Below are 24,530 nucleotides of genomic sequence, written 5' to 3'. Positions count from 1 at the left end.
GCTGGCAGGGGTCATGCGGCCGAATGTGGGTCGGATGACGGTCGGTGGGTGACGTGTGACCCGCCCGCGATGCTTGCCGTCACGCAAGCACCCGCCGGGCTCTTCCCGATCTGCCAGGTTTCGGCTCCCGAGGGTCTGGTTAATGGGACCCTCTGACCGAGGACCACCGCTCGAGAAGATCGCATGGAGGTGACCCATGCGCGTCGGCCTCGTCTGCGCGCACGCCGGCCCGCCCAGGCGTGCCGACGCTCCGACCGTCGGCACCCACCAGCACATCGCGAGGGTCGCCGCCGAACTGGCCGCGCGAGGCCACGACGTCCGGGTGTACGAACGGCGCGACGACCCGGGCCTGCCGGACACGGCGACGGTCGACGGCTACCGGGTGGAGCGGGTGCCCGTCGGCCCGGCCGCCCCGATTCCCACCGCCGAGCTGGTCCCCCACGTGGCCGGGTTCGGCACCTGGCTGGCGGACCGGTGGGCCGGCGACTGGCAGCCGGAGGTGGTGCACGGGCACTACTGGATCGGTGGGCTGGCCGCGGCGCACGCGGTGCGCGAGACCGACACCCCGGTGGTGCAGACCTTCCACTCCCTCGGTGTCGAGCAACTGCGCCACCTCGGCGGCCAGTACGACGGCCCGGGGGAGCGGATCCCGCTGGAGCGGGCGCTGACCCGGGCGGTGGACATCGCGGTCGCCCAGTGCAACGACGAGGTCGACGAGCTGACCCGGATGGGGCTGCAACGCGCCTCCGTGGCGATGGTGCCGGCCGGCGTCGACACCGAGCAGTTTCACCCCGACGGCGAGGCCGCGCCCCGCGACCAGCGGGCCCGGATCCTCTCCGTCGGACTGTCGGCCGGGCACGGCCAGGAGGACCTGATCCGGGCCATGCGGCTCGTTGGCGACGCCGAGCTGGTGATCGCCGGCGGCCCGCCCGCCGAGCAGCTCGCCGGCCACGCCGAGGCCCGCCGCCTGCGCGAGCTGGCCGAGCGGAACGGGGTGGCCGACCAGGTGTCGCTGGTGGGCGCGGTGCCGCACGAGCAGATGGCCACCTGGTACCGCTCGGCCGACGTGGTCGCCTGCACCCCGCACTACTCGTCCGCCGGGCGGGTGTCGCTGGAGGCGATGGCCTGTGGCGTGCCGGTGGTCGGCTACGCCATGGGCGGGATCGCCGACGCGGTGGTCGACGAGGTCACCGGGCGGCTGGTGCCGCCGGGCGACGTGCGCGTCCTCGGCGTGACCCTGCGCCGGCTGCTCTCCGACAACGCCGGACGGTTCGCGTACGGGCACGCCGCCGTCGACCGGGTGCGGTGCAGTTACACCTGGGAGCGGACGGCGGGCGCGCTGGAGCGGCTCTACGAGCGGGTGGTGCGCCGCCGCAAGCCGGTCGAGGCGGCCTGAGGGAGCGCCCGCCGGCCCCGTGCCTCAGAGCGGGCGGCCGACGCCGACCACGGCCCGGTCCCGTGCCCCGGCCACCGCGTGGTGGTGCTGGGGTTCGGCGTACCGGGTGAGGCCGATGACCGCGGCGAGGGTGACCAGGAACCCGGCCGCGGCGAGCCACTCCCGGCCGGGCCAGATCTTGTCGTTGAGCAGCAGCAGGCCGACGATCGCGGCGGGCACCGCCCCGGCGGCGTCCATCGCGGCCACGGCGGCCGTGGTCGAGCCCCGCTGCATGGCCAGGCCGAGCAGGAGCTGGCCGACGATCGAGTGCGCGATCAGCAGGTAGAGCAGCGGGTCCCGGACGAGCGCCTCCGCCGTGGAGGCCGAGGCCAGCGGTCGGGCGGCCACCGCGGCGGCGGAGAACGCCAGCCCGGCCAGCGAGCCGAGCGCCACCGAGCCCGGCGCCCCGTGCAGGCGTACGGCGAAGAAGCCGAGCACCGCGATCACGCCGAGCACCACCGCCAGGGCGATCATGCCGGCGGTGCCGAGTGGCTTGGACGGCGCGGGCCGGGCGGAGAGCACCAGCGCGGAGATCCCGGCGAAGAGCAGCACCAGCAGGGCCACCTCGGCCGCCGGCAACCGCCACTTCAGCACCAGCACGCCGAGCAGGGCGGTGACCCCGAGCCCGGCCGCGACGCTGGCCTGCACCAGGAAGAGCGGCAGGTCCCGCCGGGCCAGGAAGGCCAGCACGAACCCGGCGACCTGGCAGACCAGCCCGACCAGGTAGGTGCGGTGCCCGGCCAGCCGCAGCAGCAGCCCCGGGTCGAAGGTGTGGTGCACGGTGGTGCGGGCGGCGGCGACCGACTGGAGCAGGTTGGCGACGCCGTACGCGACGATCATCGCCGCGAGGAAGCACCACCCGGAGGAGACCACCTGGCGAGGATAGAGGTTGCCGGAGGTCAGTGCTCGGCTGGCCGACCCAGCCGGGCGAGGATGTCGGCGTGCAGCGGGCCGTTGCTGGCCACCGCGCTGCTCTCGGTGCCGGCGTCGCCCGAGGGCGCGGGCCGGCCGGCCAGGTCGGTGAACGTCCCGCCCGCCTCGGTGACGATCGGCACCAGCGCGGCGACGTCCCACAGCGACAGCTCCGGCTCCACCATCACGTCCAGCGCGCCCTCGGCGAGCAGCATGTAGCCGTAGAAGTCGCCGTACGCCCGGCTGCGCCAGGTGTCCCGCATGAGCTGGAGCATCGCGTCCAGCCGGCCGGCGGACTCCCATCCTGTCAGGGACGAGTAGCAGAAGCTCGCGTCGGCCAGGTCCCGGACGCCGGAGACCCGGATGGGTGCGCCGCCGGCGGCGTCCGGCCCCGCGTACGCGCCCTCGCCGAGCGCGGCCCACCAGCGGCGGCCGAGGGCCGGCGCGGAGACCAGGCCGGCGACCGGGCGGTCCCCCTCCAGCAGCGCGATCAGGGTGGCCCAGACGGGCACGCCGCGGATGAAGTTCTTCGTGCCGTCGATCGGGTCGACCACCCAGCGCCGGCCGTCCGGGCCGCTGGCCGGTTCTTCGCCGTACTCCTCGCCGAGCAGGCCGTCGGCCGGCCGGTGCGCGGCCAGCAGCGCCCGGATCTCCCGCTCCACGGCGGTGTCCGCGTCGGAGACGGGGGTCAGGTCGGGCTTCGCGTCGACCCGCAGGTCGAGCGCCCGGAACCGGGCCGTGGAGACGGCGTCGGCGGCGTCGGCGAGCAGGTGGGCGAGGGCGAGGTCGTCGGCGTACCCGGTCACGTGCCCCAACCTACCGACGGCCCGGGCCTCACGCCCCGGCGGGCGGGTCGCCCTCGCCCGCCCGGGAGGCGAGCAGCCGGCGGTACGAGGCCAGCCGGCGCGGGTCCGCCTTGCCGGCCGCCACCCAGGCGTCGAGCCCGCAGTCGGGAGCCTCCGGGGTGTGCGGGCAGTTGGCGGGGCAGTCGACCGTGCCCTCCACCAGGTCGGGGAAGCCGTGCAGCAGGCTGTCGGCGGAGACGTGTGCCAGCCCGAAGCTGCGCACCCCCGGAGTGTCGATGATCCAGCCGGCGGCGCCTCCGGGTCGCGGCGCGGCGGCGTCCCCGCCGTGCGCTGGATCCCCGGGCAGCGGGGGCAGCCGCAGCGCCACCGCGCTCGTGGAGGTGTGCCGGCCCCGGCCGATCGCGCTGACCGTGCCGACCGCCCGCGCGGCGTCCGGCACCAGCCGGTTGACCAGCGTCGACTTGCCCACCCCGGAGTGCCCCACCATGACGGAGATCCGGCCGGCGAGCAGGCTGCGCAGGGCGTCGAGGTCGGAGTCCGGCCGGATCAGCACGTACGGCAGCTCCAGTTCGGCGTAGTAGCCGAGCACCCCCTCGGGGCCGGCCAGGTCGGCCTTGGTCAGGCAGAGCAGCGGCTCGATGTCGGCGTCGTACGCGGCCACCAGGCAGCGGTCGATGAACCCGGTGCGCGGCGGCGGGTCGGCCAGCGCGCTGACGATCACCAACTGGTCGGCGTTGGCGACGACCACCCGCTCCAGCCGCCCCTCGGCGGTGGTCTCGTCGTCGTCGGCGGTGCGCCGCAGCACCGACGTCCGCTCGGCGATCCGGACGATCCGGGCCAGCGCCCCGGCCACGCCGGAGGTGTCCCCGACCAGGCCGACCCGGTCGCCGACCACCACCGACTTGCGGCCCAGCTCCCGGGCCCGCATGGCGGTGACCGTGGGCGCGTCCGGCTCCGCGTCGGGCAGCACGCACGTGTAGCGGCCCCGGTCGACGGCGATCACGAAGCCGTCGACGGCGTCCGCGTGCCGGGGTCTGGTGCGCGTACGTGGGCGCGACGACTTCCCGGGTCGTACCCGGACGTCGTCCTCGTCGTACTCCCGCCGTCTGGTCGCCAGGACCCGCCCCCCGTCGTGTCAGCTCTTGCCGGTCACCATCGCCGACCATAGTGCCGGGAACTCGGGCATCGTCTTCGAGGTACACGCCACGTCGCTCAGCTCGATGCCCGGAACGGCCAGGCCGGCCACCGCCGCCGCGTGCGCCATCCGGTGGTCGTGGTAGGTCTCGAACACCCCGCCGCGCAGCGGCCGGGGCCGGATCTCCAGCCCGTCGGGGGACTCCGTGATGTCCGCGCCGAGCGCGGCGAACTCCCGCGCCAGCGCGGTCAGCCGGTCGGTCTCGTGGCCCCGGATGTGACCGACGCCCGTGAACCGGGACGGCGAGTCGGCGAGCATGGCCAGCGCGGTCAGCGCGGGCGTCAGCTCGCTGACGTCGGAGAGATCGGCGTCGAGGCCGTGCACCGTGCCGGTGCCCCGGACGGTCAGCCCGGCGGTGGAGAGGGTCACCTCGCCGCCCATCCGGTGCAGCAGCGAGCGGAGCTGCTCCACCGGCTGCGCGCTGCTGCGCGGCCAGCCCTGGAGGGTCACCTCGCCGCCGGTGACCAGGGCCGCGGCGAAGAACGGCACGGCGCCCGACAGGTCCGGCTCGATCTCCCAGCCGCGCCCGGCCAGCGGGCCCGGCTCGACGACCCAGACGTCGGGGGTGCTGTCGTCGACGGCCGCGCCGGCGGCCCGCAGCATCTGCACCGTCATCCGCAGGTGCGGCGCGGAGGGCACCGGGGGACCCACGTGCCGGACCACCACGCCCCGGTCGAAGCGCGGGGCGGCCAGCAGCAGCCCGGAGACGAGCTGGCTGGAGGCCGAGGCGTCGATCACCACCTCGCCGCCGGCCACCCGCCCGCCGCCGAGCACGGTCAGCGGCAGGCTGCCGGTGGCGGGGGCGTCCACGCGTACGCCGAGGGAGCGCAGCGCGCCGATCAGCGGGCCGAGCGGCCGGGTGCGGGCCTGCGGGTCGCCGTCGAAGGTGATCCGCCCGTCGGCCAGGCCGGCCACGGGCGGGACGAAGCGCATCACCGTGCCGGCCAGGCCGACGTCGACGTGCGCGGGACCGACCAGCGGGTGCGGCCGGACCAGCCAGCGTTCGTCGTCGCTGATCGACATGTGCGCGCCCAGCGCGCGCAGCCCGGCGGCCATCAGCTCGGTGTCCCGGGCGCGCAGCGGCCCGGCCAGGGTCGAGGGACCGCTGGCCAGCGCGCTCAGCACCAGGGCTCGGGCGGTCATCGACTTGGAGCCGGGCAGGCGCAGCGTGGCCGTGACCGGGTCGGAGGCGGTCGGAGCGGTCCACGGCTGCGGCGGCCGGGTCGCGGTCAGGTTCCCCACGGTTACATTCTGCCGTGTCCGCCGGGGATGACGCCCGGCACCGTCCCGGCTCCCGGCCAGCGGGACAGCCGGGCGACGCCCGGCGGGTTAGCGTGTGCGGCATGTGCGGGAGGTACGCGACGACCCGGAGCGCGGGCGACCTGAGCGCGCTGTTCGAGTCCCATGACGAGACCGGCGGCCGGCTCGACCCCGACCACAACGTCGCGCCCACCGACCCGGTGCCGCTGGTGCGGGTCAGCCCGGAGGGCCACCGCGCGCTGTCGGTCGGGCGCTGGGGGCTGGTGCCGGCCTGGTCCCGGTCGCCCGCCGGCGCCGCCCGCATGATCAACGCCCGCGCCGAGACGGTCGCCACCAGCCGGGCGTACGCCGGCGCGTTCGCCCGCCGCCGCTGCCTCGTTCCGGCCGACGGCTGGTACGAGTGGGTCCGCTCGCCCGGCGGGGGCAGGCAGGCGTACTACATGACCCCGCTGGACGGCTCCGTGCTCGCCTTCGCCGGCATCTGGTCGGTCTGGGAGGGGCCGGGCGGCCCGCTGCTGACGTGCAGCGTGCTGACCACCGCCGCGCTCGGTGAGTTAGCCGAGGTGCACGAGCGCATGCCGCTGCTGCTGCCCCTGCCGCGGTGGGAGTCGTGGCTGGCGGCCACCGACGAGCCGGCGGGCCTGCTCGCCCCGCCCCCGCTCGACTGGCTGGCGCGGCTGGAGATCCGTCCGGTGGGGCCGGCGGTGGGCAACGTGCGCAACGACGGGCCGGAGCTGATCGCCAGGGTGCCGGTCGCCCGCGTCGCCGCGCCGGAGGAAGTGACGCTTTTCTGACAGCGGCGGCACATTGTCGGGCGTGATTTGCCAGAGTTGCGGGCGAAACGTCGCCTGCTCGTTTACCCGTATTTGCCGTAGAGGCTTGTCCCCGTGTCCGTAAGTGCGATAGAACACAGCGCCGGTAGTGGGCGCGACTCGCACGGGGCGGACGACGCTCACCGATCTTGCCGGTCCCACGGGGGAGGTGGGTGGATTGACACGGGCACGCATGCCCCGCCCGCACGAGGTGGCCGCCGCACGACGAGATCCGCGACTGCTGCGGGCGTTGCGGGAGCGGCGACAGGACGAGGCTTGGCGGACCAGAGGAACCTGTCAGAGTGTCGACCCGGAAACGTTCTTTCCGGCGCCGAACGAGCCGGCAGACGCGGCTGTCGCGCTCTGCCGAAGTTGCGACGTGCAGGGCTCCTGCCTGGCCTGGGCGCTGGACGTGGGCGACTGCCACGGCGTCTGGGGTGGCACGACCCCGCGCGAGCGGCGGGCGATGCTGGTCGCCTGGCGCGACGAGGTGCAACCGGATCCGGACGCCGCCGACGAGGCGGGTCCGCCGGTCCGGGACCGTCTGCTCACGCTGGTGCCGCTGAGCTGACCGTCGACTGAGCCGGCCGGGGCCGGCCCGCGATCACGCGGGCCGGCCCCGCGTCGTGTCCCGGACGCCCCAGAATGGGCTGGTGCCCGAGACCGACGAGCTACCCACCCCACGCGGGCCCGCCCGGGTCGCCACGGACCTGCCGACCGGTCCGCCGACCGCTGTGCTGGCGCTCGGCCACGGCGCGGGCGGTGACGTCGACGCCCCCGACCTGCTCGCGCTCCGCGACGCGGCGGCCGGCGCGGGCCTGGTGGTGGCACGGGTGACCCAGCCGTACCGCGTGGCCGGCCGGCGCGCCCCGGCTCCGGCCGGGCACCTCGACGAGGCGTGGACCGCCGTGCTCGCCGTGCTGCGGGAGCGGCATCCCGGCGTACCCCTGCTGGTGGGTGGGCGCTCCAGCGGCGCGCGGGTGGCCTGCCGCACCGCGCGGGCGGTCGGCGCCGCCGGGGTGGTCGCGCTCGCGTTCCCGCTGCACCCACCCGGCCGCCCGGAGCGGTCCCGGGCCTCGGAACTGGTGACCGGCCTGCCGACCCTGGTGGTCAACGGCGACCGCGACCCGTTCGGGGTGCCGGAGCCCGGGCCCGCGGTGCGCGTGGTCACCCGACCCGGGGAGCGGCACGACCTGCGGGGTGACCCGATCGGCACGGCCGCGGCGGTGCGCGACTGGCTGCGCGACCAGGGCTGGGCGCGGCCCTGACCCCGACGCGCGACCTTCCCGTCCCGCGCGACCTCCGTCCCCGCCGCTCGTGGGCGCGAGCCTCCGTCCCGGCCCCGCTGGGCGCGGCCCGGTTGGTGGGCGGCCGACGCGCGGGCGGGCGAGGACGCGCCCCGGGGGGAAGGGGTGACGCTCCGGCCGGCCGTGTCCGGTGGCCGCGGCGGGTCGTTGCATCGGATGGCGCCGGACGCCCGGTTCGGGCGGCGGCGCCGGTCCTCCCAGGCCCTTCCTGGTCCCAGCGTCGGCGTCCCGCCGAGGCCGGGACCAGGAACGGGAGGCCCGGCCGGAATGCCCCGCCCGTCCGTGCCGTTGCACCCCCCGGACGACATTTCTGGCGAGGGGGGTGACCGGGTGCCGATCGAGACGCAGGCCCGGGAACGGGACGAGCGGGGAGCGCGGCAGCTTCGGCAGTTGCTGGGCGCTCCGGACTGGCCCGCGACGGCGCCGCCGGTCGGCGTGGCCGCGGTGAGCACGAGCACACCCGCCGGAAGTGAATCTGTGGGCAGGCCTGTGCGCGTATCCTCGGCGGGAAAGCATCCGACGCGAGGGGATGTGCGGTTGACCACCGAGAAGACGGACGAGCGCAGGGCCCGCTTCGAGCGGGACGCGATGCCCTTCGTCGATCAGCTCTACGCTGCCGGCCTGCGGATGACCCGCAACCCGGCGGATGCGGAGGACCTGGTCCAGGAGACCTACCTGAAGGCGTACGCCGCCTTCCACCAGTTCGAGCAGGGCACGAACCTGAAGGCCTGGCTCTACCGGATCCTGACCAACACCTACATCAACTCCTACCGCCGCCGGCAGCGCCAGCCCATCCAGGCGCCGACCGACGAGATCACCGACTGGCAGCTCGCCGAGGCCGAGTCGCACACCTCCAGCGGGCTGCGTTCGGCCGAGACCGAGGCGCTGGACCGGCTGCCGGACAGCGACGTCAAGGAGGCCCTCCAGCAGTTGCCGGAGGAGTTCCGCCTGGCCGTCTACCTCACCGACGTCGAGGGCTTCTCCTACAAGGAGGTCGCCGACATCATGGGCACGCCGATCGGCACGGTGATGTCGCGACTGCACCGGGGCCGACGTAATCTGCGCAAGCTGCTCGAGCAGTACGCCGCGGAGCGGGGCTTCACCGCCGCGTCGTCGAAGAAGGGCTCAACCGCTGCCGCCGGCCGGGAGGTGTGACGTGAGCTGTGGGGAACCGCACGAGACGGACTGCCGTGAGGTGCTGGCGGAGGTCTACCTCTACCTGGATCTGGAGTGCGCCGAGGAGCGGCGCACGCTGATCCGCTACCACCTCGACGAGTGCGGGCCGTGCCTGCGCGAGTACGGCATCGAGCAGGAGGTGAGGGCGCTGGTCGCCCGCTGCTGCGGCAACGAGACCGCGCCCGACCAGCTGCGGGAGCGGCTCCGGGTCCGGCTGACCGAGCTGGTCGTGTTCGAGAACAGCGAGTCGCGGGAGCTGGCCGACTGAGGCCGGCACCGACAGCAACGCCGGTGGCCCGGGTCGGAGACGACCCGGGCCACCGGCGTTTCGCTGTCTGATCGACGCCGGGCCGTGGGCCCGGCCGCCGGATCAGGAGTTGGGGCGCTTGCCGTGGTTGGCGCCGCTCTTCTTCCGGGCCTTCTTCTTCCGGGCCTTCTTCGCCATGGTGACCTCCTCGTGATGGTCGGATCCGCCTGCGCACGACCTCGGCGCCGGTGCACGCACCGGTCCTCCCGGCGCCGGGTCCGACCCGCTGATGCTAGTGCTGCCGGCACCCGTCGTGGTGCGCCGGGGCGGCCGGCCGTACGCGCGCCGCGCGACACGCCAGCCGCCTCCCCGCGTCGCCGCACTCCGGCCGGGCGGGACGCCGCGGCACGCCCGACCCGACAGTGGATCATCCGGACGCGACCGCTCCACGCCCGGCGCGGGGCGTCCGCATGATTGGATACGTCGGCAGGCAACAGGCGAGAGAAGGGGCCGTGGAGATGGCCGAGGAGATCCGCGCCGAGATGGTGGCGAACGTCTGGAAGGTCGTCGCGTCGGCCGGGGACACCGTGTCCGAGGGGGACACGCTGGTGATCCTGGAGTCGATGAAGATGGAGATCCCGGTCGTCGCCGAGTCCGACGGTGTCGTCAAGCAGCTCGCGGTCAACGAGGGCGACGTCGTGCAGGACGGGGACCTCATCGCGGTGATCGATTGACCGGCCTCGCGGTGCGGCGGGCCGGGCCGGCCGACTTCGCGGCGGTGGCCCGGCTGACGGTCGCCGCGTACGAGGCCGACGGTCAGCTCAAGGGGGAGCACGGCTACGCCACCGTGCTCGCCGACGTGGCGGCCCGGGCGGAGCACGGCGAAGTCCTCGTCGCCGCCGACCAGGAGACCGACGCGGTGCTCGGATCGGTGACGTTCGTCCTCCCCGGCAGCCGGTACGCGGAGCTGTCCGGGGCGGGCGAGGCGGAGTTCCGGATGCTGGCCGTGGACCCGGCCGCGCAGGGCCGGGGCGTCGGCGCGGCCCTGGTCGAGGCGTGCGTGTCCCGGGCGACCGAGCTGGGCTGCTCGGCGGTGGTGATCTGCGTCCGCAGCGGCTTCGCCGCCTCCGCCCAGCGGCTCTACCGGCGCCGGGGCTTCGTGCGCGTGCCGGAGCTGGACTGGTCGCCCCTGGCCGGGGTGGAACTGCTCGCCCTCCGGCTGGAGCTCACCGGCGCCTGATCCGGCCCGGGCCAGGCCGGGGCGGCGTGTCCGCCGGGGCAGCGGGCGTCAGGGCGCCTCCGTCGCGGCGGCGTCGCGCCCGGTCCCGATGGGGGCGAGCAGCTCGTCGGCCATCTCCAGCGCGAGCGTCCTCCGCTCCGCGTCGGTGATGCCCGGCGTGCGGATCGCGAACCAACTGCTGTGCACGGCGAAGAGCGACAGGATCGCGCGGAGCTGCGCGGCGGGCGAGTCGTCTCCCCGGCAGAGCATCTCGGCCAGCCGCAGCATCCGGCCGCGCATCTGCTGCCCGGCGGCGAGACTCTTCAGCACGGTCTGGTTCTGCTCGAAGAACCGCATCACCGACGGCTCGTCGCCGGTGAACATGGCGTCGGCGTACCGGCCGATCACGGCGCGCCGGGTGTCCCGGCTCGCCGGCTGCGACTCGGCCCAGGCGATGAGGGCGTCCATCAGCTCCAGCCGGTCCTCGACGACGCTGCTGACGATCTCGTCCTTGCTCTTGAAGTGGTAGTAGAGCGCGGCCTTCGTCACGTTCAGCCGTTCGGCGATCTCGCGCAGCGAGGTCTTCTCGTACCCCTGCTCGGTGAAGAGCTCCAGCGCGACGGACTTGATGCGCTCCCGCGTGCCGCCTGTGCTCTCCCTCACGTCTGCCACCCAATTCGCTTGACCGGTCCTGCCGACAAACTTACCGTGCGGCTAGTAAGTTAACTAGCCGGGCGGCAAGTAAGTGCGGCACATCTCGGGGGAGCTTACCCATGACGCAGGCAAGCCAGGCACCGGCACGACCCAACGTGCGGGTCGTGCTCTTCGGCCTGATGATCGCCATGATGCTGGCGATGCTCGACAACATGATCGTCAGCACGGCGCTACCACGGATCGTGGGCGAGTTCGGCGGGCTCGACCACTTCACCTGGGTGGTGACGGCGTACGTGCTGGGCACCACGGTCTCGACCCCGATCTGGGGCAAGCTCGGCGACCTCTACGGGCGCAAGTCCGTCTTCCTCACCTCGGTGGTCGTCTTCCTGGTCGGCTCGGCGCTGTGCGGGATGGCCGGCTCCGACCTGTTCGGCGGGCCGGGCGACGGCATGGTCGAGCTGATCGCCTTCCGGGCGGTACAGGGCCTCGGCGCCGGCGGCCTGATGGTCGGCGTGATGGCGATCATCGGCGACCTGGTGCCGCCCCGGGAGCGGGGCCGCTACCAGGGCATGATCGCCGGCATCATGGCCATCGCCATGGTGGCCGGCCCGTTGGTCGGCGGCTTCATCACCGACCACCTCTCCTGGCGCTGGGCGTTCTACGTGAACCTGCCGCTGGGCGGCATCGCGCTGCTGGTCCTCGCCACGACCATGCACCTGCCGAAGTACCGCACCGAGCACCGGATCGACTGGCTCGGCGCCGGGCTGCTCTCGATCGGCATCACCGCGATCGTGCTCGTCACCACCTGGGGCGGCAACGAGTACGCGTGGGTGTCGCCGCAGATCCTCGGCCTGGCTGCGCTCGCCGCGGTCGCGCTGGTGGTCTTCGGTCTGGTCGAGCGGCGGGCCGCCGAACCGATCCTGCCGCTGGGGCTCTTCGCCAACCGCAACTTCGCGCTGATCTCCGTGATCGGCTTCCTGCTCGGCTTCGCGATGTTCGGCGCGATGAACTTCCTGCCGCTGTACCAGCAGACCGTGCAGGGCGCCTCGGCGACGAACTCCGGGCTGCTGCTGCTTCCGCTGATGTTCGGCATGCTGGTGGTCTCGCTGGTGGTCGGTCGCGCGATCACGAAGACCGGGCGGTACCGGATCTACCCGATCGCCGGCGGCGTGGTGATGACCGCGGGCCTGGCGCTGCTGACCCTGCTCGACGTGCACACCGGCAAGCTGGAGTCCTCGCTCTACATGATCGTGCTCGGCGTCGGCATGGGTTTCCTCATGCAGACCTCGATGCTCATCGCGCAGAACAGCGTGGCGCAGAAGGACCTGGGCGCGGCGAGCGGCGCCGCCACGTTCTTCCGCTCGATCGGCGGCTCGTTCGGCATCTCGCTGTTCGGCGCGATCTTCGCCAACCGGCTGGCCGACTCCCCGGCCGGCGGCGCGTTCAGCGGCGGCGGCGAGGCCGGCGCCGCGATGGACCTGGCGGAGCTCAAGGACCTGCCGGCGCAGGCGCGGGAACTGGTGCTCGGCGGCCTCGCCGACGCGATCTCGCACGTCTTCTGGTGGGCGGTGCTGTTCACCGTGGCCGTGCCGGTGCTGGCCTGGTTCATCAAGGAGATCCCGCTGCGGACCGCCAACGAGCCGCCGGCCCCGCAGGGCGCCGGCGAGGGCCAGGCCGAGGCCGCCCTCGGCAAGGCACCCGTCGCCTGACCCGCTTCAGGGCCGTCGGAGGCGGCCGGTGAGGCGGCGCCAGAGGCGGCGCAGGCCGGAGCGGGGGCGGGGAACCACGGCCCTGGCGACCAGGGAGGTCGCCAGGGCCGTCGTCGCCGCGTCCAGGGCCGGCGTCGCCAGGGCCAGGTGGGCCAGGGACACCGCGACGGGCACCGGGCGCAGCCGCGCCACCGCCGCGACGTCGGCCAGCCGCTCGGCCACCACCCGCGCCACGTCGGGGCGCACCGCCGGGTCGACCCAGGCGGCGGTGACCATGGCGAACAGCGCCGCCTCGGTGATCCAGTCCTCGACGCCCCAGACCAGGTCCAGCAGCACCCGGCGGCGGGTCGAGGTCGCCCAGGGCTCGTCCGTGCGGTGGTGCAGCAGGCCGAGGCAGGCCCACACCTGGACGCAGCGCACCCAGAGCGAGGGGTCCTGCCCCAGCACCCGGCCCAGCGCGGTGGGCGGCGCGTCCGGCGGGTGCGCCAGCAGGCCGACCAGGTCGGCCAGGTCCAGGGTGGCCAGCCCCACCGCCGCGTCGTACGCCGCCGGGGGGTGTGGCCACGCCGGGTGGGCGAGCTGCCGCAGCCGCGCGGTCGCTTCCGCCGAGGGCGCCGGCACCGCGGGCGTGACCGTCGTCCCGTCCCAGCGCCAGAGCCGCCGGGCGTCCGCCCGCCGGGGCTCGCGCGGGTCCGGCTCCGGCACGCCGGCCACCTCGACCCGCAGCGCCGGCACGGCCGCGGCGACGGTCCGCAGCGCGCTCGGCGGCGCGGGCGACTCCAGCAGCACGGCGGCGCCGACCCCGCCGTGGTCGTCGGCGACGGCCTGACGCAGCGCGTCCACCACCGCCCCGGCCGCCGGGGTCACCTGCCCGAGCCAGGCCCGGCTGCGGCAGCACTCGGCCAGGTCGCCGTGCTCGTGCGAGTCGTCCGGGTGGTCCCGCACGAAGTCGGCGAGCGCGACCAGGTGCGCCACGTCGCCGTCGCGCTGGTGCCGCAGCCGGTGGGCGGTGTGCACGGCGCAGTCGAAGGTGGGGTTCCGGGCGAGGGCCCGGTCGATCCAGTCGAGCGCCTCGTCGAGCCGCCCGGTGTCGGCGAGGGTGCCGGCGATGTCGGCGTACACGGCGAGGTCGTCGGGGTCGTGCGCGACGGCGCGGCCGAGTGCCGCCAGCGCCTCCCGGGTGCGGCCGGCGCTGCGGTACGCGTACCCGAGCCACACCTCGCCGATCTTCGACGGCTCCGCGCGTACGCCCCGGGCGGCCCAGCGGACCGCCAGGGCGACCTCGCCGACCCGCCGGGCCAGCGCGGACGCCGCGCCCAGCAGCAGGCCGTGCTCGGCGTGGACGGTGACCGCGTTGCGGGCCAGCGCCAGGTAGGGGGCCAGCGCCGCCCGGTCGGCCCGGGGCGCCGGGTCGGGCACGGCGGCGCAGACCTGCATCAGGATGCGGGCGGTCCGGTCCGGTTCGAGGCGTTCGGCGAGTTCCGGCGCGGTCACCCAGGGCACGCCGGCCCAGTCCGCCCCCGGGACGTGCCCGGTCGCGGCGACCAGCAGGTCCAGCCCCTCGGCGGGCCGGCCGGCGGCGGCCAGCAGGTGGGCGCGGGCGACCACGGCGCCGACGAAGGCGTGGTGGTGCAGCGGGAAGAGGTCCACGCCGCCGGCGCCGTCGGCGGCGGCGAGCCGGGCGAGCGTCTCGTGCACCTCGGGCAGGGTCGGGGCCTGGGCGAGCGCGGCGGCGACGTGCCCGGCCGCGTGCTCCAGGTCGCCGGAGTCCATGGCGAGCCGGGCGAGGGCAAGTTCCTCCGCCGCGGGCAGCGCCCGGTCGTCCTCGGCCACGGCGTCCTCTCACTCGTCGGTGCTCCCTTCGGCCGGGCAAGCCTAGGTGATGTTGCACCGACATGGTGATCAACTGCGCACTCCTGCTCGTTCGATTGCTCTGATCAGATCAAAGATGCAAGACTGAGCAGGAAACGCGCGGCAACCGCGCAGTGGGAGGAGTTTTCGTGACGCGTGCAGGGGCTGGCATGGCCGCCGACATCGACGAGCAGCCGGCGGGCTACGCCCGGCTGCTCTCCGCCGAACACGCCGGGCCGATCGCCCGGGTGGCGGCGGTCATCGCGGAGCGCCGACCCCGGCACGTGGTCTTCACCGCCCGGGGCACCTCCGACCACGCCGCCCTCTACGGGGCGTACCTGACCGAGATCCGGCTCGGCCTGCCCGCGGGGCTCGCCTCGCCCAGCGCCGTCACCGTCTACGGCGCCCGGCCGGACCTCTCCGACGCGCTGGTCGTCGGCGTCAGCCAGAGCGGCGGCTCGCCGGACCTCGCCGAGGTGCTGCGCACCGCCCGCGCCTCGGGCGCGCTGACCCTGGCCGTCACCAACGCGCCCGACTCCCCGCTGGCCGACGTCGCCGAGCTGAGCGTCGACATCGCCGCCGGGCACGAGCGCGCGGTGGCCGCCACCAAGACGTACACCGCCGAGCTGCTCGCCCTGCTGATGCTCGTCGAGGGCATCCGGGCCGGCGACGGCGCGCTGCCCGCCGACGAGCGCGACGCGCTCGCCGCCCTGCCCGAGCTGGCCGCCCGCACCCTGGACGACCCCACCCCGGCCCAGCTCGCGCCCCGCTACCGGTTCGCCGGCCAGCTCGTCACCACCGGCCGGGGGTACGCGTACCCGACCGCCCGCGAGGCCGCGCTGAAGCTGATGGAGACCTCCTACCTGCCGGCGCTGGCGTTCTCCGGCGCCGACCTGCTGCACGGCCCGCTCGCCATGACCGACCCCGACGTGCCGGTGCTCGCCGTGGTCGGCTCCGGGCCGGGCGGCCGGTCGATGGGCGAGGTGCTGCCCCGGCTCGGCGAGCGCCGCGCCGACGTGGTGGTGGTCGGCTCCGCCGACGTCGAGGGCGCCACCCGGATGGCCGTCCCCGAGGTCGACGAGCGGTACGCCCCGCTGCTGGACATCCTGCCGCTGCAGCGCCTGGCGCTGGCGCTGGCGCTGGCCCGGGGCGAGGACCCGGACGCGCCGCGCGGGTTGAAGAAGGTCACCGCGACGATGTGACGCCCGGCGTGGCACGCTGGTCAGCGTGTCCACGCTGCGCGACCTCGCCGAGGAGCACACCCGCCTCCGTCCGGCCGACATCGACCACCTGCACCGGATCGCCGGCGACTGGCAGTTGCTGTCCGACCTGTCCTTCGCCGACCTGCTGCTCTGGGTGCCCGTGGACGGTGACGGGACGTACCTCTGCGTCGCCCAGGTCCGGCCGACGACCGCCCCCACCGCGTACCTGGACGACCAGGTGGGGCGGATCGTCGGCGGGCCGGAGGTGGCCCACCTGGAGGTGGCCCACCGGCAGGGCCGGATCTGGCGGGAGGGCGACCCGGTCTGGTACGGCGACGTGCCCGCCCGGCACGAGGCGATCCCGGTCCGGCTGCGCACGACCGACGGCGAGGCCGGCGAGGTGGTCGCCGTGGTCGGGCGGGACACCAACCTCTCCACCGCGCGCACCCCGAGCCAGCTGGAGCTGAACTACCTCACCACCGCCGACGACCTGGCGCAGATGATCGCCGACGGCACCTTCCCGCCGCCGCGCCACCCGGGGGAGACCACCTCGGCGCCCCGCGTCGGCGACGGACTGGTCCGGCTCGACGCCGGCGGCAAGGTCACCTACGCCAGCCCGAACGCGCAGTCGGCGTACCGGCGGCTCGGCTACGCCTCGCACCTGGTGGGCGAGGACCTGGCGGCGCTGCACCGGCGGCTGGCCGGCGACCCGCTGGAGGGGACGGACGCGGCGAACGGCATCCTCGCCGCCCTGCGCGGCGAGGCGCCGCCCCGTCGGGAGATCGACGCCCGCGGCGCCACGATGCTCACCCGGGCGCTGCCGCTGATGCCCGCCGGGGTGCCGATCGGCGCGCTGGTGCTGGTCCGGGACATCACCGAGGTACGCCGCCGCGACCGCGCCCTGATCACCAAGGACGCCACCATCCGGGAGATCCACCACCGGGTGAAGAACAACCTCCAGACCGTCGCCGCCCTGCTGCGCCTCCAGGCCCGCCGGGTGTCCATGCCGGAGGCCCGGGTCGCCCTGGAGGAGTCGGTACGCCGGGTCGCCTCCATCGCGCTGGTACACGAGACCCTCTCCCTGTCCAGCGACGAGGCGGTCGAGTTCGACGGCATCGTGGACCGGGTGGCCAGCGCGGCGACCGAGGTGGCGGCGGCCGAGTCGACGGTCGGGATGCGGCGGACGGGCAGCTTCGGGGTGCTTCCCGCCGAGGTCGCCACGTCGTTGGTGATGGTCCTCAACGAGCTGCTGCTCAACGCCGTCGAGCACGGCTTCCCGGCGGCCGCCGAGGCGGCCGCCGCGCCGGACGCGGCCGGCGCGGTCGGCGCCGCGCCCGAGGTGGTGGTGTCGGCGCACCGGTTCCGGAAGATGCTGCACGTCTCGGTGACCGACAACGGGCGCGGGCTGCCGCCGGACTTCGACGCCGAGCGGGGCGGCAACCTCGGTCTGCAGATCGTCCGGGCGCTGGTGACCGGCGAGCTGCGCGGCACCATCGAACTGCGCGACGGCGCGAACGGCGGCACCGAGGCGACGCTCGTCGTGCCGCTGGCCCGCAGCGCCCCGGAGGGCCGCGCCGCCGGCTGACCCGCCGCGGGGCGGGCCCGGTCACCGTCGTCGTCCCGCCGCCGCGGCGGGTCAGCGGATGAGCAGCGCGACGGTCAGGCCGGGGCGGTGCCAGACCCGTTCGACGGTGTAGCTGGCGCGCAGCGCGTCGCCCTTGGCGCCCGGCACGGTGGCCAGCGGGTCGTCGCGGCGGCCGGCCACGACCAGCCAGACCCGCTGCGCGCCGGCCAGGCACTCGGCCGGCTGGGCGCACTCGGCGGCCCACAGGTCGCCCCGGCGGGCCTGGTCCTCGGTGGCCAGCACGTCCCGGGGGCGGCGGCCGCCCAGGTGGTAGTCGAGGCCGAGGTCGAGGAAGAGCCAGCTCTCGCGGGGCGAGTAGACGACGGCGTCCCCCGGCCGCTGACCGTCGGCGACGACCCGGGCCGCCCCCCGGTAGTCGACCGGGGCGCTGCGTGGCCACTCGTGCGTCCGCCGCAGCGCCGCCTGGTCGGGCAGGCCGAGCAGCCCGGCCAGGGCCACCACGGCCAACGCGGGCGGCAGCGGCACCGTCGCGAGCGCCGCGCCGGCCAGCAGGCAGCCGAACGGCACGACGAAGAACAGGTAGCGGGACACCCAGAGGGGCACGACGGCACCGGCGGCGAAGAGCAGCAGCACCGGCAGCAGCACGGCGCACCCGGGCAGCAGGGCGCGCCGGCCGAGCCGGGCCGCCCCGAGCGCCGCCAGCCCCACCAGCAGCCCGCCCACCACGCCGCTCTGCGCCACCCCGCCCGGCAGCGCCGTCAGGTCGGTCAGCCGGACCGTGTCCACCCAGTCGAGCTGCCGGGACCGCTGGCCCCTGGCCAGCAGCACCAGCGGGGTCACCAGCAGCGCGGCCGGCACCAGGGCGAGCGACCAGCGCAGCGGGCGGCTCGGCGGCCCCTCGCGGTGGGCGGCGAGCACCGCCACCGCGTGCGCGGCGAGCAGGGTGAGCGCGACCAGGTGGGTGAGCCCGAGGGCGGCCACGGCGGCGGCGTACGCGGCCCAGCGGGGCCACCCGGGCCGGGCCAGCGCCCCGACCAGGAGCAGGGTCGCCAGCACCGCGAAGAACGCCGCCAGCGCGTACGGGCGGGCCTCCTGGCCGTACCGCGAGGTGCCCGGGAGCACCGCGAGGAGCAGCCCGGCGAGCAGCCCCGCCCGGGTGCCGGCCAGCCGCTGCCCGAGTACGGCGGTCAACCCGGCGGTGGCGGCCATGGCCAGCGCGGCGGGCAGCCGCAGTGCGGCGACCGAGTCGCCCGCGAGCGCCACCCAGGCGTGCATGAACAGGTAGTAGGGGCCGGTGGCGGCGTCGATGGTGCCGGCGAGCCGGACCAGGTCCCCGGGTGACCGGGTCGCCGCGCTCCAGGTGGCCAACTCGTCGCGCCACGGTTGCGCGTGGCCGATCCCGGTCAGCACCACGGCCAGGGTGGCCAGCGTCGGGCCGACCCAGACCAGGCGGGGCGCGCGGACCGGCCCGCCGGGCGCGTCGCCGGCGGGCGGCGGCGCGGTCAGCCGGCCCGGACCGCCGGCAGACAAATCAGAAGAACCGGTCACATATCGCAGCGTCACACAGCCGTGCCGTGCCGTTGTGCCGGTCCACGGATCAGCCGCCGGCGTCGTTCCCGGAGCGCGTCGCCCGTGATGTGGGATCACGCACGCGCTCGTTGGCCGGCCCCCACCCGGTGTGGCAGCATGACTCCATGACCGCCGCCGTCGTCCGCCGCTTCGTGGCCCGCCGCCACGTCGACTACGGCCGCGTGCGCAGCGCCATCTGTCCGGCCCACTGACGACGCCCGACCAATCTGTCTCGGGCGCGCCCCCGCGCCGGCTGTTCCGACACCGTTGTCCCCAGCCCGTTCCGACGGGCCGGCCGCCGCGCCCGCGCATCCCGAGGCACCTCAGACAACGGAGGACGCCGCCATGGCGGTCAGCAGCATCCCGGCCCGGGCCGGCGATCCGACGGCCCCCCGACCGGCCCGGACCCCGCGCCGCCCGCGCGGCGAGGGCCAGTGGGCGCTCGGCCACCGCGAGCCGCTCAACGCCAACGAGCGGATCAAGAAGGACGACGACCCGCTGAACGTACGGGCCCGGATCGAGAACATCTACGCCCACCACGGGTTCGCCTCGATCGACCCGCAGGACCTGCGCGGCCGGTTCCGTTGGTGGGGCCTCTACACCCAGCGCAAGGCGGGCATCGACGGCGGGCGTACGGCCGTGCTGGAGCCGCACGAGCTGGAGGACGAGTTCTTCATGCTCCGGGTCCGGGTGGACGGGGGCGAGCTCAACCTGGCGCAGCTGCGGGTGGTGGCGGACATCTCCCGCGAGTTCGCCCGGGACACCGCCGACATCACCGACCGGCAGAACATCCAGTACCACTGGATCCGGGTCGAGGACGTGCCGGAGATCTGGCGCCGGCTGGAGTCCGTCGGCCTGCAGACCACCGAGGCGTGCGGCGACTGCCCCCGGGTCGTGCTGGGCAGCCCGGTGGCCGGCGTCGCCCGCGACGAGCTGGTCGACCCGACGCCGGCGCTCGACGAGATCGTCCGCCGGTACGTGGGCGACAAGCAGTTCTCCAACCTGCCGCGCAAGTTCAAGACCTCCATCTCCTGGCTGGCCGACACGCCCTACGAGACGAACGACATCGCGTTCCTCGGCGTGGACCACCCGGACCACGGCCCGGGCTTCGACGTCTGGGTGGGCGGCGGGCTGGCCACGAACCCGATGCTGGCCCAGCGGCTCGGCGTCTGGGTGCCGCTGGCCGAGGTGCCGGACGTCTGGGCCGGCGTGGTCGGCATCTTCCGCGACTACGGCTACCGCCGGCTGCGCAACCGCGCACGGCTGAAGTTCCTCGTCGCCGACTGGGGCGTGCCGAAGTTCCGCGAGGTGCTGGAGAAGGAGTACCTGGGCCGCGCCCTGCTCGACGGGCCGGCCCCCCAGCTGCCCGACAAGCCGGTGGACCACATCGGCGTGCACCCGCAGCGTGACGGGCGCAACTACGTCGGCGCCGCCCCGGTGGTGGGGCGGGTCTCCGGCGGGCAGCTCACGCGGCTGGCCGAGGTCGTCGAGGCGCACGGCAGCGACCGGGTGCGGCTCACCCCGTACCAGAAGCTGCTGGTGCTCGACGTGGCGCCGGAGCGGACCGACGCGCTGGTGCGGGCGCTGCGGGAGATCGGGCTGGAGGCGCAGCCGTCGGCCTGGCGGCGCGGCACCATGGCGTGCACCGGCATCGAGTACTGCAAGCTGGCCATCGTCGAGACCAAGGCCCGGGGCGAGGAACTGGTGGCCCGGCTGGAGGAGCGGCTGCGCGACTTCGACGCCGACATCTCCATCCACCTCAACGGCTGCCCCAACGCCTGCGCCCGCACGCAGGTCGCCGACATCGGCCTGAAGGGCCAGCTGGTGGTCGGCCCGGACGGTCGCCAGGTGGAGGGCTTCCAGGTCCACCTCGGCGGCGGGCTCGGCATGGCCGAGGGACAGACCGCCGGCTTCGGCCGCAAGCTGCGCGGCCTGAAGACCACCGCCGAGGAGCTTCCGGAGTACGTGGAACGCCTCGCCCGGCGCTACCTGGCCGGGCGGGAAGCGGGCGAGACGTTCGCCAACTGGGTGATCAGGGTCGACGAGGAGGAACTCCGATGAGCGAGACCCGTTCCGCGCCGCTGTACTGCCCCTACTGCGGCGAGGAGGACCTGCGGCCGAGCGAGGCCGGCCACGGCGCCTGGGAGTGCCACGCCTGCGCCCGGGTGTTCTCGGTGAGGTTCACCGGCCTGCTCGGCCGGGCGGTGGCCCGGTGAGCGGGGGCACGGGCGATCCGTCGGGCCTCGTCTCCGCGGCGGGCCTGGGCCTGGTCGGTGTCGGCGGCCCGAAGCCGGCCGACCCGGCGCGTCGCGACCCGGACGAGCTGCGTGCGCTGGCCGAGGAGGCCGGGCGGGAGTTGGAGGGTGCGCCCGCGCTGGAGATCGCCCGCTGGGCGACCGCGACTTTCGGCGACCGGTTCTGCGTCACCAGCTCGATGGCCGACGCCGTGCTGGCCCACCTGGTCTCGCGGGTCGCCCCCGGGGTGGACGTGGTCTTCCTCGACACCGGCCTGCACTTCCCGGAGACGCTGAGGGTCCGCGACGAGGTGGCCCGGACGCTGCCGGTGAACGTCCGGTCGATCCGGCCGCGGCTGACCGTCGGCCAGCAGGACGGCGAGTACGGCCCCCGGCTGTTCAACAAGTCCCCCGACGACTGCTGCCAGCTCCGGAAGGTCGAGCCGCTGGAGCGGGCGCTGGCCGGGTACGACGCCTGGGCCGCCGGGCTGCGTCGGGACGAGTCGCCGACCCGGGCGAACACGCCGGTGGTGACCTTCGACGCCCGCCGGGGCAAGGTCAAGGTCAACCCGATCGCGGCCTGGCGGCAGGCGGACGTGGACGCCTACGTCGCCCGCTGGAACGTGCCGGTGAACGAGCTGTTCAGGCAGGGCTACGGCTCGATCGGCTGCTGGCCCTGCACCCGCCGCACGAAGGCGGGGGAGGACCCGCGGGCCGGCCGGTGGGCCATGTTCGAGAAGACCGAGTGCGGCCTGCACGTCTGACCGGGCCGGGCCCGGCCGCTCCCGCACCGGGGGCGCCCGGGCAGTGGGGGGCGGCCGACCCCGTGGTCCTGGTCGCCCACGGCAGCCGGGATCCGCGGGCCGCCGAGGCGACCCTGGCGCTGGCCCGGGCGGTGTCGGCTGCCCGGCCCGGCACGCCGGTGCTGGCGAGCTGGCTGGACCACACCGAGCCGGGACCGGCCGCGGTGCTGCGGGACCTGGCCGACGCCGGGCATCCCCGGGCGGTGCTGGTGCCGTTGCTGCTCACCGCCGCGTACCACCGGCGGGTGGACATCCCGGCGGCGGTGGCGGCGGCCCACGCGGCGGGGCCGCCGATCGCGGTACGGGTGACCGACGTGCTCGGCCCCGCCGGCGGCGAGGTCGACGGCGGGCTGCTGGCCGGCCTGCGGCGGCGGTTGGGCGAGGCGGAGCCGGGGCGGTTCGACGGGCTGGTGCTCGCCGCCGCGGGCACGCGGGACGCCCGGGCGCGTGGGTCGGTGGGGCGGGTGGCCGCCGCGCTGCGCGCCGGTCTCGGGGTGCCCACCCGGGTGTCGTACGCCTCGGCCGCCCCGCCGGCCGTCGACGCGGCGGTGGCCCGGCTACGTGCCCGGGGCGCCCGGCGGGTGGCGGTGTCGGCCTACTTCCTGGCTCCCGGCCTCTTCCACGACGCCGTGGCCGGGGCGGCGCGGGAGGCCGGCGCGGTGGCGGTGTCCGCCCCGCTGACCGACGCCCCGGAGCTGGCCGACGTGGTCCTGCGGCGGGTCGACGCCGCCGTCGGGGTGGCCGGGGTCACGGCCCGACCGTGATCGGAAAGGCGCCCCGGTGGGTAGGTGAGCGGGGTGCGGACAGCGAGACGCCCCGGCGGGCGGACCCGGCCGGGGCGTGCAGCTGTGGTGCGTGGGATCAGGCGGAGTGAGCGCGCAGCACCCGGAGGCCACCGCGGCGCTTCACGGCGCGCCGCTCCTCCTCGCTCATCCCGCCCCAGACGCCAGCGTCCTGACCGGACTCCAGCGCCCACTGCAGGCACTGGTCGGTCACGGAGCAGCGCCGGCAGACGGCCTTGGCCTGCTCGACCTGCAGGAGAGCCGGTCCGGACGTCCCGATCGGGAAGAACAGCTCCGGGTCCTCGTCGCGGCAGACAGCATGGTGACGCCAGTCCATGGCGGCAACACTCCTCATTCTGGGTGGGTGGCAGATATTGCTTTGGTGCTTTTCCTATATGCATCCGCAGCGCCGACGGTGACGGTTCGCGTCCGCTTATTCGGCAGTGCGTGAGCAGGCTGTTGTTGGCCCCGCGGACCTGCTGGAACAGCTCAACCTGCCGAGCATATCCAGGCAATGTCCCGGTAACTCAAGTTCGCTTGTGAATACTTTCACGAACGCTCGGGATGTCAAGGGTGGCGCTCGGAAAAACTCCAGGCGGTGAGCAAGCCCACAACCCATTTGTCCGGATTCCGGCGTCTTCCCGGTTACCCGGCGTACCACAGCCGAGGATCAATATAGTACAGTCCGCGTGACATTGCTGACATTTCCGGCACCTGCCTCTCGGTGTGGCGGCCGCTCCGGTCGGTGCGGTCGTCGCCGCGTCGACCTACGGCAGTACCCGAGACCTAGCAGATTACTCTCAGTGCGGCGGGAATGGATGTGAATCTGACTTTCTCCCGCTCGCCGAGGTAGTCGCCGTCGAGCTGGAACGCCTGTGGGCGGGCCGAGAGCAGGGTGAACTCCGCGACGTCGTGCAGCCGCAGCACCTGGCGGCCGTGCGGGTCGGGCGTCCGGGCGAAGAACTGCGTCACCGTCCGTGTCGTACTGGCGACCCGGAGCTGCCGCAGCGCCAGCACGTCCAGGCCCAGGTCGAACGACGCCTCCGGGTTCGGGTTGACCTCCCGGTCGCCCAGGTACGTCCACGGCGCGGTGTTCTGGATGATGACCGTGGCCAGCTCGCCCTCCGCCGGCTCGCCCGGCCGCTCCAGGCTGATCGCCGGATGCCGACGGTCGGAGTTGAGGAAGTACTGGGCGACCGTGGCGCGGAAGTAGAGCGCGGGGGTGGAGACCCGGCCCCGCCGCCGGGCCTGCTCCACCCGGTGGATGACCGCCGCGTCGACGCCGAAGCCCGCGCAGAAGGTGAAGTAGCGGTCGTCGGCGCGGCCGAGCCCGATGGTCCGGTACCGGCCCAGCCGCAGGCCCTCCAGGATCATGCTGGCCCCGTCCGGCCAGTCCCTGGGCAGGCCGAGCGCCCGGGCGAAGACGTTGGTCGAGCCCCCGGGCACGGTCGCCAGGGCGGGCAGCCGCTCGGCCGGCGAGGCGGCGCCCGGCATGGTCGGCGGCTCGGCCGTCATCAGGCCGTTGACCACCTCGTTGACCGTGCCGTCGCCACCGAGCGTGACGACGACGTCGACGCCCTCCTCGGCCGCCTCCCGGGCGAGGTCGGTCGCGTGCCCGCGTCGCCGGGTGTAGCGCACGGAGAGGTCGACTTCGCTGCGCAGCGCCCGGACCAGCACGTCCCGGCTGCGCTCGCTCGTGGTGGTGGCCTTCGGATTGACCACCAGGACGGCCCGCATGGGCGGCACTGTACCGCGCGGCAGCCCGGGTATCG

Annotated in this window: 24 protein-coding genes and 1 pseudogene; 15 read left to right on the top strand and 10 right to left on the bottom strand. The window is 75.0% G+C overall.

What is annotated here, in order from left to right; genetic code table 11:
- Positions 1-196: 196 nt before the first annotated feature.
- Entirely contained in the window at positions 197-1,396 is a 1,200-nt protein-coding gene (locus tag ACGF5G_RS10855) for a glycosyltransferase (RefSeq protein ID WP_393261244.1), read from the top strand.
- Here the strand turns inward: ACGF5G_RS10855 and ACGF5G_RS10850 are convergent.
- The 4 genes and pseudogenes from ACGF5G_RS10850 to aroA all read right to left on the bottom strand — a co-directional run bounded on the left by ACGF5G_RS10850 (position 1,351) and on the right by aroA (position 5,590).
- A pseudogene (locus ACGF5G_RS10850) lies at positions 1,351-2,275 on the bottom strand (hypothetical protein). The gene ACGF5G_RS10855 and the pseudogene ACGF5G_RS10850 overlap by 46 nt on opposite strands.
- 59 nt (positions 2,276-2,334) lie before the next feature.
- Positions 2,335-3,153, bottom strand: a complete 819-nt coding sequence (hisN, locus tag ACGF5G_RS10845; protein ID WP_393261241.1) for a histidinol-phosphatase — start codon at positions 3,151-3,153, stop codon at positions 2,335-2,337.
- Between the two features lie 28 nt (positions 3,154-3,181).
- On the bottom strand, positions 3,182-4,123 hold the full coding sequence (locus ACGF5G_RS10840) for a ribosome small subunit-dependent GTPase A (protein WP_393261681.1): 942 nt from the start codon (positions 4,121-4,123) through the stop codon (positions 3,182-3,184).
- 165 nt (positions 4,124-4,288) lie between these two features.
- A complete protein-coding gene (gene aroA / locus ACGF5G_RS10835; protein ID WP_350703784.1) occupies positions 4,289-5,590 on the bottom strand; it encodes a 3-phosphoshikimate 1-carboxyvinyltransferase in 1,302 nt (433 codons plus the stop codon).
- A 101-nt stretch (positions 5,591-5,691) separates the two neighbouring features.
- Here aroA and ACGF5G_RS10830 point away from each other — a divergent pair, with 101 nt between their 5' ends.
- From ACGF5G_RS10830 to rsrA, 5 genes are all read left to right on the top strand, one after another.
- Positions 5,692-6,402, top strand: a complete 711-nt coding sequence (locus ACGF5G_RS10830; protein WP_393261238.1) for an SOS response-associated peptidase — start codon at positions 5,692-5,694, stop codon at positions 6,400-6,402.
- Positions 6,403-6,598: 196 nt separating this feature from the next.
- On the top strand, positions 6,599-6,991 hold the full coding sequence (locus tag ACGF5G_RS10825) for a WhiB family transcriptional regulator (RefSeq protein WP_350683209.1): 393 nt from the start codon (positions 6,599-6,601) through the stop codon (positions 6,989-6,991).
- A gap of 82 nt (positions 6,992-7,073) precedes the next feature.
- Complete coding sequence (locus tag ACGF5G_RS10820) at positions 7,074-7,688, top strand: alpha/beta family hydrolase (protein ID WP_393261235.1); 615 nt, start codon at positions 7,074-7,076, stop codon at positions 7,686-7,688.
- 369 nt (positions 7,689-8,057) lie between these two features.
- The gene (locus tag ACGF5G_RS10815; protein ID WP_393261232.1) at positions 8,058-8,882 is read left to right on the top strand and encodes a sigma-70 family RNA polymerase sigma factor; all 825 of its coding nucleotides are present in this window, start codon (positions 8,058-8,060) and stop codon (positions 8,880-8,882) included.
- 1 nt (position 8,883) lies between these two features.
- On the top strand, positions 8,884-9,171 hold the full coding sequence (gene rsrA, locus ACGF5G_RS10810) for a mycothiol system anti-sigma-R factor (RefSeq protein ID WP_350703776.1): 288 nt from the start codon (positions 8,884-8,886) through the stop codon (positions 9,169-9,171).
- Positions 9,172-9,273: 102 nt separating this feature from the next.
- On the opposite strand, the gene ACGF5G_RS10805 is transcribed toward rsrA, so the two are convergent.
- Positions 9,274-9,348: a 50S ribosomal protein bL37 gene (locus ACGF5G_RS10805; protein ID WP_369700219.1), complete on the bottom strand. Its 75-nt coding sequence runs from the start codon at positions 9,346-9,348 to the stop codon at positions 9,274-9,276.
- Positions 9,349-9,662: 314 nt separating this feature from the next.
- On the opposite strand from ACGF5G_RS10805, the gene ACGF5G_RS10800 reads away from it, so the two are divergent.
- Both ACGF5G_RS10800 and ACGF5G_RS10795 read left to right on the top strand, forming a co-directional pair.
- Positions 9,663-9,884: a biotin/lipoyl-binding carrier protein gene (locus ACGF5G_RS10800; RefSeq protein ID WP_176737378.1), complete on the top strand. Its 222-nt coding sequence runs from the start codon at positions 9,663-9,665 to the stop codon at positions 9,882-9,884.
- Positions 9,881-10,390: a GNAT family N-acetyltransferase gene (locus ACGF5G_RS10795; RefSeq protein ID WP_393261230.1), complete on the top strand. Its 510-nt coding sequence runs from the start codon at positions 9,881-9,883 to the stop codon at positions 10,388-10,390. Before ACGF5G_RS10800 ends, ACGF5G_RS10795 begins: the two co-directional genes overlap by 4 nt.
- A 48-nt stretch (positions 10,391-10,438) precedes the next feature.
- On the opposite strand, the gene ACGF5G_RS10790 is transcribed toward ACGF5G_RS10795, so the two are convergent.
- Complete coding sequence (locus ACGF5G_RS10790; RefSeq protein WP_393261228.1) at positions 10,439-11,032, bottom strand: TetR/AcrR family transcriptional regulator; 594 nt, start codon at positions 11,030-11,032, stop codon at positions 10,439-10,441.
- A 110-nt stretch (positions 11,033-11,142) separates the two neighbouring features.
- On the opposite strand from ACGF5G_RS10790, the gene ACGF5G_RS10785 reads away from it, so the two are divergent.
- The gene (locus ACGF5G_RS10785; RefSeq protein ID WP_393261226.1) at positions 11,143-12,732 is read left to right on the top strand and encodes an MDR family MFS transporter; all 1,590 of its coding nucleotides are present in this window, start codon (positions 11,143-11,145) and stop codon (positions 12,730-12,732) included.
- Positions 12,733-12,738: 6 nt separating this feature from the next.
- Here ACGF5G_RS10785 and ACGF5G_RS10780 read toward each other — a convergent pair whose 3' ends face one another.
- Positions 12,739-14,565: a tetratricopeptide repeat protein gene (locus ACGF5G_RS10780; RefSeq protein ID WP_393261224.1), complete on the bottom strand. Its 1,827-nt coding sequence runs from the start codon at positions 14,563-14,565 to the stop codon at positions 12,739-12,741.
- A 188-nt stretch (positions 14,566-14,753) separates the two neighbouring features.
- Between ACGF5G_RS10780 and ACGF5G_RS10775 the strand changes: the two genes are divergently transcribed.
- Positions 14,754-15,785, top strand: coding sequence for an SIS domain-containing protein (locus ACGF5G_RS10775; protein ID WP_350704155.1), 1,032 nt, complete (start codon positions 14,754-14,756; stop codon positions 15,783-15,785).
- Between the two features lie 25 nt (positions 15,786-15,810).
- Positions 15,811-17,370, top strand: coding sequence for a histidine kinase N-terminal domain-containing protein (locus ACGF5G_RS10770; RefSeq protein ID WP_393261222.1), 1,560 nt, complete (start codon positions 15,811-15,813; stop codon positions 17,368-17,370).
- Between the two features lie 51 nt (positions 17,371-17,421).
- On the opposite strand, the gene ACGF5G_RS10765 is transcribed toward ACGF5G_RS10770, so the two are convergent.
- Positions 17,422-18,876, bottom strand: coding sequence for a glycosyltransferase family 39 protein (locus ACGF5G_RS10765; RefSeq protein WP_393261678.1), 1,455 nt, complete (start codon positions 18,874-18,876; stop codon positions 17,422-17,424).
- A 408-nt stretch (positions 18,877-19,284) separates the two neighbouring features.
- Here ACGF5G_RS10765 and ACGF5G_RS10760 point away from each other — a divergent pair, with 408 nt between their 5' ends.
- Genes ACGF5G_RS10760 through ACGF5G_RS10745 form a run of 4 tightly spaced genes read left to right on the top strand, consistent with a single transcriptional unit; the run spans position 19,285 to position 22,740 of the window.
- Positions 19,285-21,000 carry a nitrite/sulfite reductase gene (locus ACGF5G_RS10760; RefSeq protein ID WP_393261219.1) on the top strand — a complete coding sequence of 572 codons (1,716 nt, stop codon included), beginning with the start codon at positions 19,285-19,287 and terminating at the stop codon, positions 20,998-21,000.
- Entirely contained in the window at positions 20,997-21,155 is a 159-nt protein-coding gene (locus ACGF5G_RS10755) for a hypothetical protein (RefSeq protein ID WP_350703763.1), read from the top strand. The genes ACGF5G_RS10760 and ACGF5G_RS10755 overlap by 4 nt, the downstream gene beginning before the upstream one ends.
- On the top strand, positions 21,152-21,937 hold the full coding sequence (locus tag ACGF5G_RS10750) for a phosphoadenylyl-sulfate reductase (RefSeq protein ID WP_393261216.1): 786 nt from the start codon (positions 21,152-21,154) through the stop codon (positions 21,935-21,937). The genes ACGF5G_RS10755 and ACGF5G_RS10750 overlap by 4 nt, the downstream gene beginning before the upstream one ends.
- Positions 21,919-22,740, top strand: a complete 822-nt coding sequence (locus ACGF5G_RS10745; protein WP_393261213.1) for a sirohydrochlorin chelatase — start codon at positions 21,919-21,921, stop codon at positions 22,738-22,740. Before ACGF5G_RS10750 ends, ACGF5G_RS10745 begins: the two co-directional genes overlap by 19 nt.
- 97 nt (positions 22,741-22,837) lie before the next feature.
- Here the strand turns inward: ACGF5G_RS10745 and ACGF5G_RS10740 are convergent, their stop codons facing one another.
- Together ACGF5G_RS10740 and ACGF5G_RS10735 are read right to left on the bottom strand one after the other, a co-directional pair.
- Positions 22,838-23,095, bottom strand: coding sequence for a WhiB family transcriptional regulator (locus tag ACGF5G_RS10740; protein ID WP_007072794.1), 258 nt, complete (start codon positions 23,093-23,095; stop codon positions 22,838-22,840).
- Between the two features lie 449 nt (positions 23,096-23,544).
- Positions 23,545-24,495 (bottom strand): diacylglycerol kinase family protein, encoded by a 951-nt coding sequence (locus ACGF5G_RS10735; protein WP_350703759.1) that lies wholly within the window; start codon positions 24,493-24,495, stop codon positions 23,545-23,547.
- Between the last annotated feature and the right edge of the window lie 35 nt (positions 24,496-24,530).

The sequence above is a fragment of the Micromonospora sp. NPDC047730 genome (assembly GCF_043204765.1).
Lineage (GTDB): Bacteria > Actinomycetota > Actinomycetes > Mycobacteriales > Micromonosporaceae > Micromonospora.
The sequence above is the reverse complement of the archived record's forward strand: the minus strand, read 5'-3'. Positions and strand labels throughout refer to the sequence as shown.